The organism is Yoonia sp. R2331 (assembly GCF_041103235.1).
Classification (GTDB): domain Bacteria; phylum Pseudomonadota; class Alphaproteobacteria; order Rhodobacterales; family Rhodobacteraceae; genus CANMYO01.
Genome location: NZ_JBGCUN010000002.1, coordinates 331,283 through 348,959 on the forward strand (window position 1 = coordinate 331,283; position 17,677 = coordinate 348,959).

Below are 17,677 nucleotides of genomic sequence, written 5' to 3' on the forward strand. Positions count from 1 at the left end.
TCAGCGCCCCTTGCCAGCGGTGGGCCCGCCCGCCTCCCCCGAGACCAGAGGTCTCGGCCTGAGGGGGCTGCGCGGCTGCGCCGCGCTGTGCCTCCGGCGGGCATATTTGCATTCAAAAGAAAAACGAGGTCGCGCATGAGGGGCCGCGTCGGACCTGTGGTGGCGGTTTTGCTGGCGATCCTGGCGCTGTGGTATGCGGCGGCCATTCCGATGAACGTCAAAGAGGTGCTGACCCAGGCAGAGCGGGACGGGGCGGTGATTGAACCGGCCTCTGCCGCAGAGCGGCGCGACGCGGGGCGGTGGGGGTTGGTCTTTGCAAATCTGGAGCATTTGGGGGCCTCGTGGTCATCCGAACGGTCGCGTCTGCCTGCCCCGCACCAGGTGGTGACCGAGTTGTGGGACAGTACCTGGGTTGAGGAAACCACCGGGCGGCGTGGGATCGTGCGGTCGGGCAGCCTGTCGAACCGGTCGCTGGTCTATCACGGTGGGGTGACGCTGGGGGCGACGGCGCTGGGCTTTGTGATTGGTGCGCTGGCGGGCGTGTTGCTGGCGGTGGGCATCGTCTACAGCCGCGTGATGGACATGAGCGTGATGCCTTGGGCGATCATCAGCCAGACCATTCCGATTGTCGCACTCGCGCCGATGATCATCGTGGTGCTGTATTCGGTCGGCCTGCCGGGGCTTTTCGCCAAGGCGGTAATCTCGGCCTATTTGTCGTTCTTTCCGGTTGTCGTGGGTATGGTGAAGGGGCTGCGCGCGCCGGATCACATGCAGTTGGACCTGATGCGGACTTATAACGCGAGCAAATCCGATACGTTCTGGAAGCTGCGGTTGCCGGCCTCTGTGCCTTACCTTTTTGCTTCGCTCAAGATCGGGATCGCCGCGTCTTTGGTGGGTGCGATTGTGGGAGAATTGCCGGTGCAGCGCGGTGGCCTTGGCGCGCGGATGTTGGGCGGCAGTTATTATGGCCAGACCGAGCAGATCTGGGCGGCGCTTTTTGTGGCAGCCCTGCTGGCGGCGTTTCTGGTCTGGTTCATTGGCTGGGTTGAGCGGCGCACGCTGCACGCGATGGGGGTGCAGCCGTGATGCTGGTGCTGTCCGCCTTGGTGTTATGGGCCGTCGCCTGGGCCGCGAACGTTTGGCTGGCCGGGCGCGGCGCGCGGGTGTTGGTGCCGCTGATCTTTGGCCTGACCATCATCGTGGTCTGGCAATTGCTGGTGCGGGGGCTGGGGGTCGACAAGGTGATCCTGCCCGCACCCACCGAAGTGGCCGAGACCTTTGCAGGCAACATTCCGATCCTTTGGGCGGACTTTGTGCAGACAATCCTGAAAGGCGCGTTGGGCGGGTACATCATGGGGGTGATTGCCGCGCTTGTGGTGGCGGTGCTGGTGGACCGGTACGGTTTCCTGCAGCGCGGGCTGATGCCGATTGCGAATTTCATGGCCGCCTTGCCGATTGTCGGGGTCGCACCGATCATGGTGATGTGGTTTGGCTTTGACTGGCAGTCGAAAGCGGCGGTTGTGGTGATTATGGTGTTCTTTCCGATGCTGGTGAACACGGTCGCGGGGCTGGCCGATACCACCGCGATGCAGCGCGACCTAATGCGGACCTATGGGGCCAGCTATTTGCAGACATTGTTCCGCCTGCGCCTGCCTGCGGCCTTGCCGTTTATCTTCAATGGGCTGAAAATTGCGGCAACGCTGTCACTTGTGGGGGCAATCGTGGCAGAGTTCTTTGGCTCGCCCACCACCGGCCTTGGGTTCCGTATCAACGCCTCGCTGGGGCAGTTGAGCCTTGATATGGTTTGGGCTGTGATCGTGGTCGCCGCCCTTGCGGGCAGCCTGTTCTATGGGCTGCTGACACTGGCGGAACGCGCCCTGACATTTTGGCATCCGTCACAGCGGAGCCAACGACATTAACGATAACCAAAGGGAGAAAGATAATGATGAAGAAACTGATGATGGCAGCGGCATTGGCCGCAGGCACAGCAGGGATGGCGCAGGCCGATGCCCATGCCAATGATGTGACACTGCAATTGCAGTGGGTCACGCAGGCGCAGTTTGCAGGCTACTATGTGGCGCTCGAAAAAGGCTTCTACGAAGAAGAAGGTCTGAACGTCACGATCTTGCCCGGTGGCCCCGATATTGCCCCACCGCAGGTCCTTGCCGGTGGCGGTGCTGACGTGATGCTCAACTGGATGCCCTCTGCGCTGGCGGCTCGTGAAAAAGGTCTGCCTGTGGTGAACATCGCCCAGCCGTTCAAGACATCGGGTCTGATGCTGACCTGCTGGAAAGATACCGGGATTGAGAGCGTCGCGGACTTTAAGGGCAAGACCATTGGCGTCTGGTTCTTTGGCAACGAATATCCGTTCCTGTCGTGGATGAGCCAGGAAGGCATTTCGACCGATGGTGGTGAAGACGGTGTGACGGTGCTGAAGCAGGGGTTCAACGTTGACCCGCTGTTGCAGCGGCAGGCGGATTGTATCTCGACCATGACCTACAACGAATATGGTCAGGTTTTGGATGCAGGCGTCAGCGAAGATGAACTTGTGACCTTCAAGTATGAAGAGCAAGGCGTGGCGACGCTGGAAGATGGCATCTATGCGCTGGAAGAGAACCTTGAGGATCCGGTGTTCGTTGACAAGATGGTGCGCTTTGTCCGCGCCTCGATGAAGGGCTGGAAAGATGCCGAGGCCAACCCGGAAGAGGCCGCAGCCATTGTTCTGGACTACGACGAAACCGGTGCCCAGACAGAGGCGCATCAGGTCCGCATGATGGGCGAGATTGCCAAGCTGACCGCAGGGTCAAATGGCGCGCTGGATGAGGCTGATTTCCAGCGCACTGTGGATACGCTGCTGGCCGGTGGCTCTGACCCGGTGATCACCATGCAGCCAGAGGGTGCGTGGACCAGCGAGATTACGGATGCTGCTTTGAACTAAGCCCGGGCGGGCACATGGCCCACCTGCATGAGCGCCCCGCTGGAAACGGCGGGGCGTTTTGCGTGTGAAGGGAGCCTCCGGCGGGCATATTTATGTTCAAAAGAAAGAGTGAGCGTCGGTTTTGGGTGGTCGGGGTGCGGCGGCTTTGGCTATCTGCGGGGCAAAGAGGAGGCTGTGGATGGCGTTGCTGTTGGGCGTCGATACCGGCGGGACATATACCGATGCGGTGGTGCTGGACGAGGTCAGCGACCGGGTATTGGCCAAGGCCAAGGCCTTGACCACGCGGCCTGATCTGGCGCTGGGCGTGGGTGCTGCGGTTGATGCGGCCATCGCCGGGGCCGGGGTGGATGCGTCCAACGTGGCGATGGTGTCGCTGTCCACGACGCTTGCGACAAATGCGCTGGTCGAGGGGCAGGGCGGGCGCGTCGCGCTGGTGTTTATCGGGTTTGCCTCTGGTGAGCTGGACCGCGCGGGCCTGCGTGATGCCTTGGCCGGGGACCCGGTGATCGTGCTGCCCGGCGGGCATAGCCATGCCGGTGCAGAGGTGACCCCGCTGGATCTGGACGCGCTTGGCACGGCGTTGGATGGGTTGGATGCGGGTGTCACCGGCTTTGCGATTGCCGCGCATTTCGCAACGCGCAACCCCGCGCACGAGGTGGCCGCGCGCGACCTGATCCGCGCACGCACCGGCCTGCCGGTGACGTGTAGTCATGAGCTGTCGTCCGCACTGGGCGGGCCGAAACGGGCGCTGACCGCTGTGCTGAACGCGCGGCTTATCGGGATGATCGACGGGCTGATCGGCGCTTGCGAGGCGCATCTGGTGACGATTGGCATCACCGCCCGCCTGATGGTCGTGCGCGGTGATGGTGCGCTGATCCCGGCCAACCTGGCGCGCGAACGCCCGATTGAGACGATCCTCAGCGGGCCTGCGGCGTCGATCGCCGGGGCCGGGTGGCTAACGGGGGTGGCGGATGCGCTGGTCAGCGACATTGGCGGGACGACGACGGATGTCTGTCTGTTGCGCGGCGGCAGGCCCGCGATTGATCCTGCGGGCGCAAGGGTCGGGGCCTATCGCACGATGGTCGAGGCGGTGGCGATGCGCACCACAGGTCTGGGTGGCGACAGTGCTGTGCATTTGGTCGAGGGGTTGGCAGGCGGGCTGCGGCTGGGGCCGCGCCGGTTGATGCCCGTCGCGCTTTTGGCGCGGGATTACCCGGCACTGGTGCATGACACGTTGGACCGGGCGCTGGCGCAGGACGCGCCTGCCACGGATGGCGGGCAATTTGCGATCCCGTTGTGGACTGGTGAAGTGCCAACGGGGCTCGACCCGCGCGAGGCGGCAGTGGCGGCAAGGTTGGCCGATGGCCCCGCACGGGTGGGTCATGTGGTGACCAGCCGGATCGAAGGCCCGGCCCTGACCCGGCTGGTGACGCGCGGCATGGTGATCGTGGCAGGGATCACCCCGTCGGACGCGGCCCATGCGTTAGGGCTGGTCGCAGTCTGGGATGCAGAGGCCGCGCAAAAGGCGCTGGCGCTTTTTGCACGCAAACGCACCGGGGCCGGTGACCGGGTCGCGCCGGATGCCGAAACTTTGGCGCGGCGGATCGTGGATCAGGTGACCGCGCAAACGGTGGATTGCCTGCTTGAGGCCGCTTTTGCCGAAGACGCGCGCGACTTCGACCGCACAGCTGATGTGCTGGCGACGCATCCGCTGACCGTCGCGGGGTTGGACCGGCACCAGGGCATCGTGGAAACCATCCTGCGGTTGGGCTTGCCGGTGATTGGTCTCGGTGCCTCTTCTGCGTCCTACTATGGCCCGGTGGGTGCGCGGCTGGGCACGAAGATGATCGTGCCGGACCATGCGGATGTGGCCAATGCCATTGGTGCGGTGGTCGGGCAGGTGCGGATGCAGGCCGAAGGCACGGTGACCGCACCCAGTGCGGGCCGGTTCGTGGCTCATCTGACCACGGGGCCGCAAGACTTTGCTGATCATGACGCAGCCTTTGCCGCGCTTGAGGCCGCGCTGACCGATGATGCCACCGCGCGGGCGCAGGCCGCCGGGGTCATTTCCCCGCGGATCAGCACCACCCGCAATGTGCAAGAGGCCCAGATTGAGGGCCAGACCATGTTCGTCAGCGCCACCCTGCGGGTGACCGCATCGGGGCGACCCCGGATTGCGACAGGCTAGTCACGAAAGCGTCAAGGCGATTGCGCGAAGCCCAGGTTTGGGTGACAAGACCGCGAAACCTTGGACGCCCCGACATGCTTGACCGTGCAGCCCGCCAGATCATCGACCCGCCGCTGAACCGCATTGGTCAGCAGTTGGCGGGCCGTGGCTGGTCAGCGGATGGCGTCACACTGGTCGGCCTTGCCCTTGGTCTGATCGCGGCGCTTTGCATCTGGCTGGGCTGGTTTGCGCTGGCGCTGATCCCGCTTCTGGCAAGCCGGATTGCGGATGGATTGGATGGGGCCGTGGCGCGCGCCACGCGCAAAACCGACTTTGGCGGATACCTTGATATCGCTGCTGACTTTCTGTTCTACGGTGCTGTGCCCTTGGCCTTTGTCCTGAATGACCCGGCTGCCAACGGGGCGGCAGGGGCCTTTCTGCTAACCGCGTTCTACGTCAATGGCACCAGCTTTCTGGGCTTTGCGATCCTCGCGGAAAAGCGCAACATGCAAACCACAGCACAGGGCCAGAAATCGCTTTACTACTCAAACGGCATTCTTGAGGGGACAGAGACCATCGTCTTTTTCGTCCTCCTGTGCCTCTTCCCCGCCGCCTTTCCCGCGCTGTCCTGGGTGTTTGGTCTGCTGTGCTTTGCCACCGCTGGCCTGCGCATCTGGGGCGCGCGTCAGATTTTCCAAGACTGAAGGACCACTCAGATGAAACACCTCGCTTACCTTGCTGCCTTGCTGCCCACCGTGGCGCTGGCGCAAACAGATCCCGCCGACTGGGACGCGGTAACCGCCGCCGCCGAAGGGCAGACCGTTTATTGGAACGCATGGGGCGGGTCGACCACCACCAATGATTTCATCGCATGGGTCGGTGACCGTGTGGCCGAGGATTACGGTGTCACGCTGGAGCACGTCAAACTGACCGACACCGCAGATGCGGTGACCCGCGTGCTGGCTGAAAAGCAGGCGGGCGAGGATGAAGACGGCGCCATCGACATGATCTGGATCAACGGCGCAAACTTTGCCGCGATGAAGGAACAGGACCTGCTGTTTGGCCCCTTCGCCGAGCAACTGCCGAATTGGGCCTTTGTTGATGTGGACGGCAAGACCGTTCAGACCGATTTCACCGTGCCGGTTGAGGGGTTCGAGGCCCCTTGGGCCATGGCGCAGGTTGTCTTCATCCATGACACCGCTGATCTGGCAGAACCCTTGGGCGACATGGTGCAGATCCTGAATTGGGCGCAGGCCAATCCGGGGCGCTTCACCTATCCGCAGCCCCCTGATTTCCTTGGCACGACCTTCCTGAAACAGGCGCTGGTTGACCTGCTGGATGACCCTTCTGCATTGGCCGAACCGGCGACGGACGCGAACTATGATGCCGTCACCGCGCCGCTTTGGGCCTATCTGGACGAGCTGACGCCAGCGCTTTGGCGCGAAGGTCGCGCTTATCCCGCAACCGGCCCCGCACAGCTGCAACTGATCGCAGATGGCGAGGTTGATCTGGCGATTTCCTTTAGCCCCGGTGAGGCGACAGCCGCGATTGCCAACAACCAGCTTCCCGACACCGTGCGCACCTTTGTGTTGGACGGCGGGACCATCGGCAACGCCTCCTTTGTGGCCGTGCCCTATAACTCTGGCAGCACCGAAGGTGCGATGGTTGTCGCCAACTTCCTGATGTCGCCAGAGGCACAGGCCCGCGCGCAAGACCCCAACATTCTGGGCTATGGCACGGTGCTGAACATGGACGCGCTGTCGGCTGACGACCGCGCCGCCTTTGACGCGCTGGAACTGGGCATCGCCACCCTGTCGCCGGCCGAGTTGGGCACCGTGCAGGCAGAACCGCACCCCAGCTGGATGACCCGCATTGCGGACGACTGGGTGCAGCGCTACGGCGTGGCGCAATAAGTCCGTTCGCCGGGGCTGCATCCCTGCCGCCCCGGCCCACCTGACATGCAGCGCACCCTGCTTCCCATCCTGCCGCTTGTGACGCTCGCGGTGATGCTCGGCCCGGTTTTGGCCGGGCTTTGGGGGACGGTGCTGCCCGCCTTTGGCCATTTTCCTGCCGCCGGTGAAACTGGCCCTAGCCTTGCCCCGTTCCGCGCGCTGATCAATTGGCCGGGCCTGCCGCACGCGGTCACGCTGTCGCTGCTGACCGGCATTGGGGCCACCGTGATCGCGTTGACGATCGTGGCCCTGCTGACCGCGGGCTGGTCCGGCACCCGTTCGTTTCGCGCGCTGGAACGCGCCCTTTCGCCGCTTTTGTCGGTGCCCCATGCCGCCGCCGCCTTTGGTCTGGCCTTTCTGATCGCGCCTTCCGGCTGGGTGTCGCGTTTGCTGTCACCGGCGCTGACGGGCTGGGAAAGACCCCCTGATCTGTTGATCGTGCAGGACCACTGGGGGCTGACCATGATGGCAGGCCTTGTGGTGAAAGAGGTGCCGTTTCTGCTGCTGATGACCCTCTCTGCCCTTGGGCAAACCGATGCGGCGCGGGCGCAGGCCGTCTCTGCCGCGCTGGGGTATGGCCGGGTCACGGGCTGGCTGAAAACCGTGTTCCCGCGCGTCTACACACAGATCCGTCTGCCGGTCTATGTGGTGCTGGCCTATGCGATGTCGGTCGTGGACGTGGCGGTGATCCTTGGCCCCAACACGCCGCCGCCCCTGTCGGTCCAAATCGTCAAATGGATGTCTGATCCGGTTCTGGCCCTGCGGCTGCAAGCGGCCGCCGCCGCCTTGCTGCAACTTGGCCTTGTCCTTGGCGCGCTTGCCGCCTGGCGTCTGGGCGAAACCGTTGTGGCCCGTCTTGGCCGTCGCTGGATCGCTGCCGGTGGCCGGGGTCGCGCTGACCGCGCCGTGGCCGGTGCGGCGCTGGCCGTTGGCACCACATCGGCACTGGCGGTGCTGCTGGGGCTGGCGGTGCTGGCGGTCTGGTCCTTTGCCGGGTTCTGGGGCTTTCCCGATGCCCTGCCTGATAGTGCGACGCTCAAGAACTGGATGCGCCACGGCCCTTCGGCGCTGGGCGCTTTGGCTGATACCGCGCTCATCGCGCTCAGTGTCACCTTCGTGGCGCTGATGCTGACCATTGGCTGTCTGGAGGCTGAATACCGCTACAACCTGCGCGTCACGACACGCGGCATGTGGCTGCTCTATTTGCCACTACTGATCCCGCAAACCGCGTTCCTGCCGGGGCTACAAACGCTGCTTTTGTCGGTGGGCGCGGACGTTGGCATCTGGCCGGTTCTGCTGGCGCATTTGGTCTTTGTGCTGCCTTACGTCTTTTTGTCATTGGCCGACCCGTTCCGCGCATGGGACGCGCGCACCGGCACTGTGGCCGCGGCCCTTGGCGGATCACCTGACCGGGTGCTGTGGCGCGTGCGTCTGCCGATGCTGCTGCGCCCGGTCCTGACCGCCACCGCCGTCGGCATCGCCGTCTCTGTCGGGCAATACCTGCCCACCTTGCTGATTGGTGGCGGCCGCGTGTCGACCCTCACGACAGAGGCGGTGGCGCTGGCATCCGGGGGTGACAGGCGCGCGATTGGTTTCTACGGCTTGCTGCAAACCGGGGCCGCGCTGCTGCCCTTTGCACTGGCGCTGCTGGTGCCGGCACTTTGGTGGCGCAACAGAAGGGGGCTGCGGCATGGCTAAGGGTCTGACGCTTGATCAGGTGGTGATCGCCAAAGGCGGCGCACCGTTGGTGTCCCTTGACCGGCACATCGCACCGGGTGAGGTGCTGACCGTCATGGGCCCCTCTGGCGTGGGTAAATCCACGCTGCTGTCCTTCGTCACCGGCACGCTGGCGGGCGATTTTCGCGGCGCGGGCCGCGTGCTGCTGGACGGGCAAGACATCACCGACCAGCCACCGCACCAGCGGATGGTGGGTATCCTGTTTCAGGATGATCTGCTGTTCCCGCACCTGTCGGTGGGGCAAAACCTTGCCTTTGGCCTGCGCGCCGGTGGCAGCCGCGCGGACCGCCGCGCCCGGATTGATGCCGCACTGGAAGAGGTCGGGCTGGCCGGGTTCGCTGACCGCGATCCTGCCACCCTGTCGGGCGGGCAAAAGGCCCGCGTGGCCCTGATGCGGATGCTGCTCGCGGACCCTTGCGCGCTGCTGCTGGATGAGGCGTTCAGCCGTCTGGATACAGAACGCCGCGCGCAGGTGCGCAGCCTTGTGTTCGATCGCGCCCGTGCGCTGCAACTGCCGGTGCTGATGGTCACCCATGACGCCGAAGATGCCGCCGCCGCTGGCGGTGAGGTTGTCACACTGGCCTAGGACCAGCCCGCGCGCCGTGGCACCCTGACGGCCAGCATCGGCTTCAGCAGTGGTGACCGGAACCGCCGCAAATCCAGCGCCTCGTGCACGCCTGTCGTGATCTCTCCATCCAGCTGCGTTGTCACCGCGGCGCGGGTGTAAAACGGGGCGTCCAACATCGCCAGCGCCTGCTTTGGTGTGGTGCCCGGATCAGCCCGCGTTTCGCGCCGCACTTGCCACAGCGAGTTGGCGAACCGCTTGCGCGGGGGGGCGGTGACATGGCGCGCGCTGCCATCCGGGTCAAACCGCACGGCGGTGTCAAACGACGTCCCATCGCGCTGGGTCACGTCGTAAAACGCCGTCGCCCCGCCACCCGTGGGAAAGCTGCCCCACGTCCAGTTGTCAAAATCCGCCTCAAGCGCGCGGGTGCCGAAATTGGCGTCAAAGTAGCCCTTGCCGGACCACTGCCAGCCCGTTGCTTCCAGATCGACGCGGATGTCCGACAGGGGCGCAAAGGGCCGCCAGACGTGTGCCCCGTCACGCGTCAGCGGCAGTTCAACCCCCGTCACCGCGCGCGGCGTCACGGTGATCTTGCCGCGCACCCGCGACACCAGCGGCGGGCTTGCGATTTCGTCGATGGTGATTACCAATGACCGCCCATCCCAATGCATCTGGCTGGGTCCAACCTTCAGCGTATCGCGGCTTGTCTCCAACGCGGCCCGCCCCCGGTCGGTCATCGTGAATCGCCCGCCTTTGCCATAGGTCGCCACATTGATGCAGCAGTGATTGGCAGGGTCTTTGCGGCCCGACCACGCATACCAAGGTGAAAAGACCGATCCGATAAACCCTATGACAGAGACCGCTTTGGTCCCGCAGTCGCTGATCCCATCGACATACCACCAGGCATAGCCGTCGCGGGGGACGTGGATGTCAAAGTTTGGTCGGTCATGATCGCTGCGGCCGCATGCCGGGCGGAGAGTGTGGCCATCGGCACCCCCGCGCCGGGATGCGCCCCGCCCCCGCACAGATACAGCCCCTTCACGCTGGTCCGCGCCTTTGGCCGTTTGAAGGCTGCCGTCATCCCCTGCGGGGATCGCCCGTAAAGTGACCCCATGCTGTGCGGGCACAGTGCGTCGAACTCCTGCGGTGTGGTCAGCGTGTCCGGCCCCGGCGTTGGTGTGAACCGCAGACCGAAGGCCGCCAGGCGACTGAAGGTCAGTGTCTGACATATGTGTTTCTCCTCTTGCGGGTCGCGGACAACCGGCGGGGCGTTCATGATGACCTCGAACCGCTGCATGGCGTCTATGGCGGCACTGCCGTGATCCTGCGCGCATAGATAAAGCGTGGCGTCTTGTGGCATCTTTCCCCGGCTCAGCGGTTGGAATTCCGCATTGGCGATCTTGCCGAAAAAGACGTTGTGATGGGCCAGATCCGGCCCGCGCGGGGCTGCGGCAAAGGCATGAACATAGGCCGACAGGCTGCGCGGTGTGGTGGCGCTGCCGGGCACAGCTTCAGCCACGCCCTTGCCCAATGCGCCGACCTGTAAGGCGCGCGGATCGCCGTTGAACAGCACCACATCCGCGTTGAACCTGTCATGCCCGGCTTCAACCCCGGTGACCGCTCCGCCCTGCTTGATGATCCGTGTCACCGCGGTGTTGAACTGGAATGTGGCGCCAAGCGCCTCTGCCTGCTGTTGCAAGACCTGCGCCAACCGGTGCATCCCGCCGTCCACCGCCCAAACGCCCTGCGCCTCGGCGTCCGAGATCAACGACAGGATCGCGGGCGATGCCAGTGGCGAGCCACCGACATATGTGGCGTAACGTCCGAAGAGCTGCGCCAGTCGCGGGTCACGGAACGACGCAGACAAATCGCGCGCCATGTTGCGCCATGGGGCCATATCGGCAACCAGGCGCGGGTTGCGCAGCACATGAGCAATCAGCGCGGTCTGGCGCGGGGCCTCAGCCTGCATCATCGGGGCGTCAAACGCCGCGAACAACCGCGCTGCCCGGTCTGCGAACCGTGTGTATTGCGCGGCGGCCTTGCTGCCGAATGTGGCGTGGACATTGGCCACGGTGGCCGCCCGGTCCGCCATCAGATCAAAGGTCGTGCCGTCATCCCAGAAATGGCGCGCGATCACGTCCAAGGGGCGCAGCGTCAGATGGTCCGACAGCGACAGCCCGCAATCGGCGAACAGCGCCTCGAAGACCGGGCGCATGGTCAGTACGGTGGGTCCTGCATCCACCGGCCCCGCAGCCGAGGGCAGGGTGCGCATCTTGCCGCCCGGTCCGCCGTGCATCTCCAGCACGGTCACAGCGCACCCGCTGTGCGCCAGCCGCAAAGCCGCCGCCAATCCGCCGATCCCGGCCCCGATAATGATCACGCGCGTGGTGGTTTTGGGCATGGTCCCTCCGATCCCCAGTGTTGACTCAGGCAGATGATTGTGTCCAGTTTGATTTACACAATGGCTGTCAGCTAAGTGATACATGCCCGCAGGGGGACAGAAATGCGCATCGCAGAACGGATTGACATCGCCCTGACACGGGCCATCTTTGACGGTCAGCGCGAGGCCGCACCAGCCAAGCTGGCCGCAGCCCTCGGCTATGCCGTCACACCCGGAGGCGCGCGGATCAGGCCGACGATCCTGATGTCCGTGGCTCTGGCGTGTGGCGATGACCAGCCCAAGGTCACTGATGCTGCCGCCGTGGCGCTTGAACTGATGCACTCGGCCAGTCTGGTTCACGACGACCTGCCTTGTTTTGATGATGCCGACCTGCGCCGGGGTAAACCCGCGCTGCACCGCGCCTTTTCCGAACCGCTGGCCGTGCTGACCGGCGACAGCCTGATCATCATGGCATTTCAGGTGCTGGCCCGCGCTGCTGGCCTGATGCCGCACCGGACCCTGCAACTGATCGAGGTGCTGTCCACGCGCTCTGGCATGCCGCACGGCATCTGTGCCGGGCAGGGCTGGGAAAGCGAAGAGGTGATTGACCTGTCGGCCTACCACCAGTCCAAGACCGGTGCGCTGTTTATCGCCGCCACCCAGATGGGGGCAATCGCCGCCGGGCAGGAACCCGACCAATGGGAAGAACTTGGCGCGCGCATTGGCGAGGCGTTTCAGGTGGCCGACGATTTGCGCGACGCGCTGTGTGATGCCGAAACGCTGGGCAAACCCGCCGGACAGGACGATCTGCATGGGCGGCCCAATGCGGTGACGGAACTTGGTGTGACCGGGGCCGTGGATCGCTTTGACGCGATCCTGACTGGCGCGATCTCCTCGATCCCCGCCTGCCCGGGAGAGGCCGCACTGGCCCAGATGGTTCGTGCCTATGCCGACAAACTGGTGCCCGCCGTGGCCCGTGACCGCTTGTCAGTGCCCGGCGAGTAATGGCGGATGTGGGCCTGTCCGGGGGCCGTGCGCCTGCGCGCCCCGACCGGCTGCCCACCGGGCGTCTGGCGCGTCTGCCCGCCAGCCCCGGCTTTCAGGCCTGGGCCGCGCGCGTCCCGCTTTTGCGCCGACTGGTCCGCACCGAAGGCGAGGCGATGTTCGATCTGGTCGCAGGCTTTTGCCACAGTCAGATCCTGCTGGCGCTGGTCCGTCTGCGCATTCCCACCTTGCTGCTGTCGCACCGCATGACCGCCGCCGCATTGGCCGCCGACACACAGGTGCCCCCCGACCGGATGCAAGTGCTTTTGAATGCCGCCGTCTCGCTGCGCCTGCTGAAATGCCGGGGCGGATACTACCAACTGACCACGCGCGGCACGGCACTGGCCGGGGTGCCGGGCCTGCAAGGCATGATCGACCACCACGATGTGCTTTATCGCGACCTGACCGACCCCGTCGCGTTTTTCCGGGGCGAGGTCGACACCGAACTGGCAGATTTCTGGCCCTATGTCTTTGGCGCAGGCGGTGCCACCGACCCTGATGTGACCGCGCGCTATAGTCGCTTGATGACCGACAGTCAGGCGCTCGTGGCCGCTGATACGATTGCGGCTGTGAACTGGTCAGGTGCCTCCCATGTGATGGACATCGGCGGCGGCACCGGCGCCTTTCTGGCTGCCTTGGGGCAGGTCGTGCGCACACCGCACCTGACACTTTTTGATCTGCCTGCCGTGGCGCCCGCGGCTGCCAAACGGTTCGCTGATACCGGCCTGCTGGACCGCACCACGATTGCGCCGGGATCGTTCCGCGATGATCCGCTGCCGCAGGGCGCGGATGTGATCACGCTGGTGCGGGTGCTCTACGATCACGCCGATGACACGGTGCTGGCGCTCTTGCGCGCGGCCTTTGACGCGCTGCCGCCGGGGGGGCGGCTGATCGTGTCCGAACCGATGACAGGTGGGCAGGCCCCGCAGCGCGCTGGCGACGCCTATTTCGCGCTTTATTGCATGGCCATGCGCACCGGTCGCGCCCGGTCTGCCACACAGGTGCAGGCGTTGATGCAGCAGGCGGGCTTTGCCCAGTTTAGGGCCCCAAAGCCGCACCGGCCATTTGTCACATCCGTGGTCTGGGGTGTCAGGCCAAGCTGACACGCGGCTTGTCCAAATCATTTGACATAAGTGACTGTAAGGCTAGACTGACAGTTGACAGATTGTCGCACTTCAACAGCGCCAAATGTCGGGACAAAACGGGGAAAAACCTTGAGAACAAAGGCCGTCATTCTGAACGCACCCGGCGAATTGGGTGTCGAATCGGTGACCCTGACCGCGCCAGCGCGCGGTGATATCGTTGTCCGCGTCCTGCACTCTGGCATTTCAACCGGCACGGAAAAGCTGTTTTGGACCGGCGAAATGCCCCCCTTTCCCGGTATGGGCTACCCGCTGATCCCCGGCTACGAGGCCGCAGGCGAAGTGGTCGAGGCTGGCCCCGAAAGCGGGTTCTGCGTGGGTGAACATGTCTTTGTCCCCGGTGCCAATTGCTATGACGGGGCGTTTGGCCTTTTTGGCGCAGCCTCTGCCACCATCGTCACCCCTGCATCCCGCGTGACCCGGATCGACCGGGGCTTGGGCGCGTCCGGCGCGCTTTTGGCGTTGGCCGCTACCGCGCGCCACGCGATGGCCGGACCGGGCAAGGCTGTGCCGGATTTGATCATCGGTCACGGTGTTCTGGGCCGCCTTCTGGCGCGGCTGACCATCGCAGCCGGCGCACCTGCGCCCACCGTGTGGGAGATCGACCCGCTTCGGATGGATGGGGCGGACGGCTATGACGTTGTGAACCCCGACGCCGACACGCGCCGCGACTATGCCAGCATCTACGATGCCTCGGGTCGTGCTGATCTTTTGAATGACATGATCGGGCGTTTGGTGCGCGGCGGTGAAATCGTCCTCGCCGGGTTCTACACCCAGCCGCTGCAATTCGCCTTTCCGCCCGCCTTCATGAAAGAGGCCCGGCTGCGCATCTCTGCCGAATGGCAGCCCGACGACATGACCGCCACCAAGGCGCTCGTCGAAAGCGGCGTGCTGCGGCTCGACGATCTGATCTCTGAAACACGACCCGCGGCGGACGCGGCAAAGGCCTACACCACGGCCTTTACCGATCCGGCCTGCCTGAAAATGATCCTGAACTGGGGAACCGCATGAAGGACGAAATTCCGAACCTCAAGGGCTATGACAAGGCCCTGCGCGATGAAGCGGCCCAGCCCACGCTTGAGGTTCCGCAAGGGGAGCCCACGTCCAAAACCCAGATCATCGCGATCTATGGCAAAGGCGGGATCGGCAAGTCGTTCACGCTGGCCAACCTCAGCCACATGATGGCCGAACAGGGCAAGCGCGTGCTGCTGATTGGCTGTGACCCGAAATCCGACACCACCAGCCTGCTCTTTGGCGGCAAGGCCTGCCCGACGATCATCGAAACCTCTGCCAAGAAAAAGCTGGCAGGCGAAGAAGTCGCGATTGGCGACGTTTGTTTCAAGCGCGGCGGCGTCTTTGCGATGGAACTTGGCGGGCCAGAGGTTGGGCGCGGCTGTGGCGGACGCGGTATCATCCACGGGTTCGAGCTGTTGGAAAAGCTCGGGTTCCATGACTGGGACTTTGACTATGTGTTGCTCGACTTTCTAGGTGACGTGGTCTGTGGCGGCTTTGGCCTGCCGATTGCCCGCGACATGGCGCAAAAGGTGATCCTTGTGGGGTCCAATGACTTGCAATCGCTTTACGTGGCGAACAACGTCTGTTCCGCCGTCGAATACTTCCGCAAGTTGGGCGGCAACGTCGGTGTGGCGGGCCTTGTTATCAACAAGGATGACGGCACCGGCGAGGCGCAGGCCTTTGCCAAGGCGGTCGACATCCCGATCCTAGCGGCCATTCCGCAGGATGATGACCTGCGCAAGAAATCCGCCAACTACCAGATTGTCGGCACCATGGAATCGCAGTGGGGCGAGATGTTTGCAGGCCTTGCCGATGCCGTCGGCGTGGCCCCGCCGGTGCGGCCAACGCCGCTCGATCAGGATGGGTTGCTGGGTCTCTTTGATGCCGAAGACACGGGCGCCAACTTTGTTCTGACCCCAGCCACTGACACCGACATGCGCGGCAAGAATGCCAAGCCCAGGGAAAGCCTTGAGGTGATCTATGACGACGCATGATCGCATCAAACGGGCCATCAGCAATGCCAAGATCCTGCAGGATGAAGCGGTCGATCTTAAAAAGGTCCTGACGGATTTCGTGGACGAGGTGAAAGCAGGGAAGTCGCCCGCACCCGCACCAAAGGATCCGTCATGATTGGCCAACCCCCACAGCGCGAAGGTTATGAAGTCGGCTATGACGCCGCCGGTGAGGTTGAAATCATCCGTGGCGAAGAGCGCGCGCAGCAAGAGATGAGCGCCACCCAAGCCACCGCGTTGGAAGGCGGCTGCACCGCCGGTGCCGCCACGATGGAGGCGGCCGCCCGCGCCGCGGGCAAATCCGACATCCTTGATCAATACGCCGCCGATTACCCCCAAGGCCCCCACGATCAGCCGCAGTCCATGTGCCCCGCCTTCGGATCGCTGCGCGTCGGCCTGCGCATGAAGCGTGTGGCCACCGTGCTGTCCGGCTCGGCCTGCTGTGTCTACGGCCTGACGTTTGTTTCACACTTCTACGGCGCGCGCCGCTCGGTCGGCTACGTGCCGTTCAACTCTGAAACGCTGGTCACCGGCAAGCTCTTCGAGGATATCCGCGAAAGCGTGCACGATATGGCCGACCCCGACCGCTATGACGCGATTGTGGTCACTAACCTTTGTGTACCAACCGCCTCTGGCGTGCCGCTGCGCCTGTTGCCGAAGGAAATCAACGGCGTCCGCATCGTCGGCATCGACGTCCCCGGCTTTGGCATCCCCACCCATGCAGAGGCCAAGGATGTGCTGGCCGGTGCCATGCTCGCCTATGCAAGGGAAGAGGCCGCCGCAGGCCCCGTCGCCCGGCCCACCGCTGCCAAAGATGACCGCCCCGCTGTCGCCCTGATGGGAGAGATGTTCCCCGCCGACCCGATGATGATCGGCGGCATGTTGGCCCCCATGGGGCTTGCCGCCGGACCTGTGGTGCCGACCCGCGAGTGGCGCGAGCTTTACGCCGCCCTCGATTGTGGCGTCGCCGCTGCGATCCACCCGTTCTACACCGCATCCGTGCGCGAATTTCAGGCCGCTGGCCGCAAGGTCGTGGGCTCTGCCCCCGTCGGCTATGACGGCACCGCCGCGTGGCTGGCAGCAATCGGTGACGCCTACAACGTCGCGCCGGACCAGATCGCCGCAGCCCAGAACGCGTTCTTGCCCGCCATCAAGGGTGCGCTAGCCGGGGCGCGAATTGACGGCACCATCACCCTGTCGGGCTACGAAGGGTCTGAACTCCTCGTCGCGCGCCTATTGATCGAAAGCGGCGCGACTGTGCCTTATGTCGGCACCGCCTGCCCGAAGACACCTTGGTCCGCTGATGACGCCGCATGGCTTGAGGCCAAAGGTGTGAAGGTCAAGTTCCGCGCCAGCCTCGAGGATGACCTCTCCGCCATGGAAGGCGTCAAGCCTGACCTTGCCATCGGGACCACGCCGGTGGTGCAGCGCGGCAAGGAATTGGGCATCCCCTCGCTTTACTTCACCAACTTGATCTCGGCCCGTCCGCTGATGGGGCCTGCTGGCGCCGGCAGCCTGCAACAGGTCGTGAATGCCGCGATCAACGGTGCCGAGAAGATGGGCAAGATGAAAGCCTTTTTCGAAGGCGTCGGCCACGACGACACCGCTGGTGTCTGGGAAGGCGCGCCCAACCTGCGCCCCGACTTCCGCGCCCAGCACCAGAAAAAGCTGGATAAACAAAAGAGGGCCGCAGAAGCGGCGGCAATGATATGACCCCGAATATTC

Annotated in this window: 16 protein-coding genes; 14 read left to right on the forward strand and 2 right to left on the reverse strand. The window is 64.4% G+C overall.

From position 1 onward, the window contains the following. The first annotated feature begins 135 nt into the window (after positions 1-135). From AB3Y40_RS16385 to AB3Y40_RS16420, 8 genes are all read left to right on the forward strand, one after another. Entirely contained in the window at positions 136-1,086 is a 951-nt protein-coding gene (locus AB3Y40_RS16385) for an ABC transporter permease (RefSeq protein ID WP_369439955.1), read from the forward strand. Further along, positions 1,083-1,919: an ABC transporter permease gene (locus AB3Y40_RS16390; RefSeq protein WP_369439956.1), complete on the forward strand. Its 837-nt coding sequence runs from the start codon at positions 1,083-1,085 to the stop codon at positions 1,917-1,919. Before AB3Y40_RS16385 ends, AB3Y40_RS16390 begins: the two co-directional genes overlap by 4 nt. Before the next feature lie 26 nt (positions 1,920-1,945). Next, positions 1,946-2,938 carry an ABC transporter substrate-binding protein gene (locus AB3Y40_RS16395; protein WP_369440242.1) on the forward strand — a complete coding sequence of 331 codons (993 nt, stop codon included), beginning with the start codon at positions 1,946-1,948 and terminating at the stop codon, positions 2,936-2,938. Positions 2,939-3,116: 178 nt separating this feature from the next. Continuing rightward, positions 3,117-5,126 carry a hydantoinase/oxoprolinase N-terminal domain-containing protein gene (locus tag AB3Y40_RS16400; protein ID WP_369439957.1) on the forward strand — a complete coding sequence of 670 codons (2,010 nt, stop codon included), beginning with the start codon at positions 3,117-3,119 and terminating at the stop codon, positions 5,124-5,126. Positions 5,127-5,200: 74 nt separating this feature from the next. Then, positions 5,201-5,809, forward strand: coding sequence for a CDP-alcohol phosphatidyltransferase family protein (locus AB3Y40_RS16405; RefSeq protein ID WP_369439958.1), 609 nt, complete (start codon positions 5,201-5,203; stop codon positions 5,807-5,809). A 12-nt stretch (positions 5,810-5,821) separates the two neighbouring features. Continuing rightward, positions 5,822-7,018: an ABC transporter substrate-binding protein gene (locus tag AB3Y40_RS16410; RefSeq protein WP_369439959.1), complete on the forward strand. Its 1,197-nt coding sequence runs from the start codon at positions 5,822-5,824 to the stop codon at positions 7,016-7,018. A gap of 45 nt (positions 7,019-7,063) precedes the next feature. Continuing rightward, complete coding sequence (locus AB3Y40_RS16415; RefSeq protein WP_369439960.1) at positions 7,064-8,755, forward strand: ABC transporter permease; 1,692 nt, start codon at positions 7,064-7,066, stop codon at positions 8,753-8,755. Continuing rightward, on the forward strand, positions 8,748-9,380 hold the full coding sequence (locus tag AB3Y40_RS16420) for an ATP-binding cassette domain-containing protein (RefSeq protein ID WP_369439961.1): 633 nt from the start codon (positions 8,748-8,750) through the stop codon (positions 9,378-9,380). The genes AB3Y40_RS16415 and AB3Y40_RS16420 overlap by 8 nt, the downstream gene beginning before the upstream one ends. On the opposite strand, the gene crtC is transcribed toward AB3Y40_RS16420, so the two are convergent. Further along, on the reverse strand, positions 9,377-10,243 hold the full coding sequence (gene crtC / locus AB3Y40_RS16425) for a carotenoid 1,2-hydratase (protein ID WP_369440243.1): 867 nt from the start codon (positions 10,241-10,243) through the stop codon (positions 9,377-9,379). The genes AB3Y40_RS16420 and crtC overlap by 4 nt on opposite strands. Next, positions 10,207-11,760, reverse strand: a complete 1,554-nt coding sequence (gene crtD / locus AB3Y40_RS16430) for a 1-hydroxycarotenoid 3,4-desaturase CrtD (protein ID WP_369439962.1) — start codon at positions 11,758-11,760, stop codon at positions 10,207-10,209. The genes crtC and crtD overlap by 37 nt, the downstream gene beginning before the upstream one ends. A 102-nt stretch (positions 11,761-11,862) precedes the next feature. Between crtD and AB3Y40_RS16435 the strand changes: the two genes are divergently transcribed. From AB3Y40_RS16435 to bchY, 6 genes are all read left to right on the forward strand, one after another. After that, positions 11,863-12,744, forward strand: coding sequence for a polyprenyl synthetase family protein (locus AB3Y40_RS16435; RefSeq protein ID WP_369439963.1), 882 nt, complete (start codon positions 11,863-11,865; stop codon positions 12,742-12,744). Next, positions 12,744-13,886 carry a methyltransferase gene (locus AB3Y40_RS16440; protein WP_369439964.1) on the forward strand — a complete coding sequence of 381 codons (1,143 nt, stop codon included), beginning with the start codon at positions 12,744-12,746 and terminating at the stop codon, positions 13,884-13,886. Before AB3Y40_RS16435 ends, AB3Y40_RS16440 begins: the two co-directional genes overlap by 1 nt. 111 nt (positions 13,887-13,997) lie before the next feature. Further along, positions 13,998-14,936: a chlorophyll synthesis pathway protein BchC gene (gene bchC, locus AB3Y40_RS16445; protein ID WP_369439965.1), complete on the forward strand. Its 939-nt coding sequence runs from the start codon at positions 13,998-14,000 to the stop codon at positions 14,934-14,936. After that, entirely contained in the window at positions 14,933-15,934 is a 1,002-nt protein-coding gene (locus AB3Y40_RS16450) for a chlorophyllide a reductase iron protein subunit X (protein ID WP_369439966.1), read from the forward strand. The genes bchC and AB3Y40_RS16450 overlap by 4 nt, the downstream gene beginning before the upstream one ends. Beyond that, a complete protein-coding gene (locus AB3Y40_RS16455) occupies positions 15,921-16,070 on the forward strand; it encodes a hypothetical protein (RefSeq protein ID WP_369439967.1) in 150 nt (49 codons plus the stop codon). Before AB3Y40_RS16450 ends, AB3Y40_RS16455 begins: the two co-directional genes overlap by 14 nt. Then, on the forward strand, positions 16,067-17,665 hold the full coding sequence (gene bchY / locus AB3Y40_RS16460; RefSeq protein ID WP_369439968.1) for a chlorophyllide a reductase subunit Y: 1,599 nt from the start codon (positions 16,067-16,069) through the stop codon (positions 17,663-17,665). Before AB3Y40_RS16455 ends, bchY begins: the two co-directional genes overlap by 4 nt. Positions 17,666-17,677: the final 12 nt, after the last annotated feature.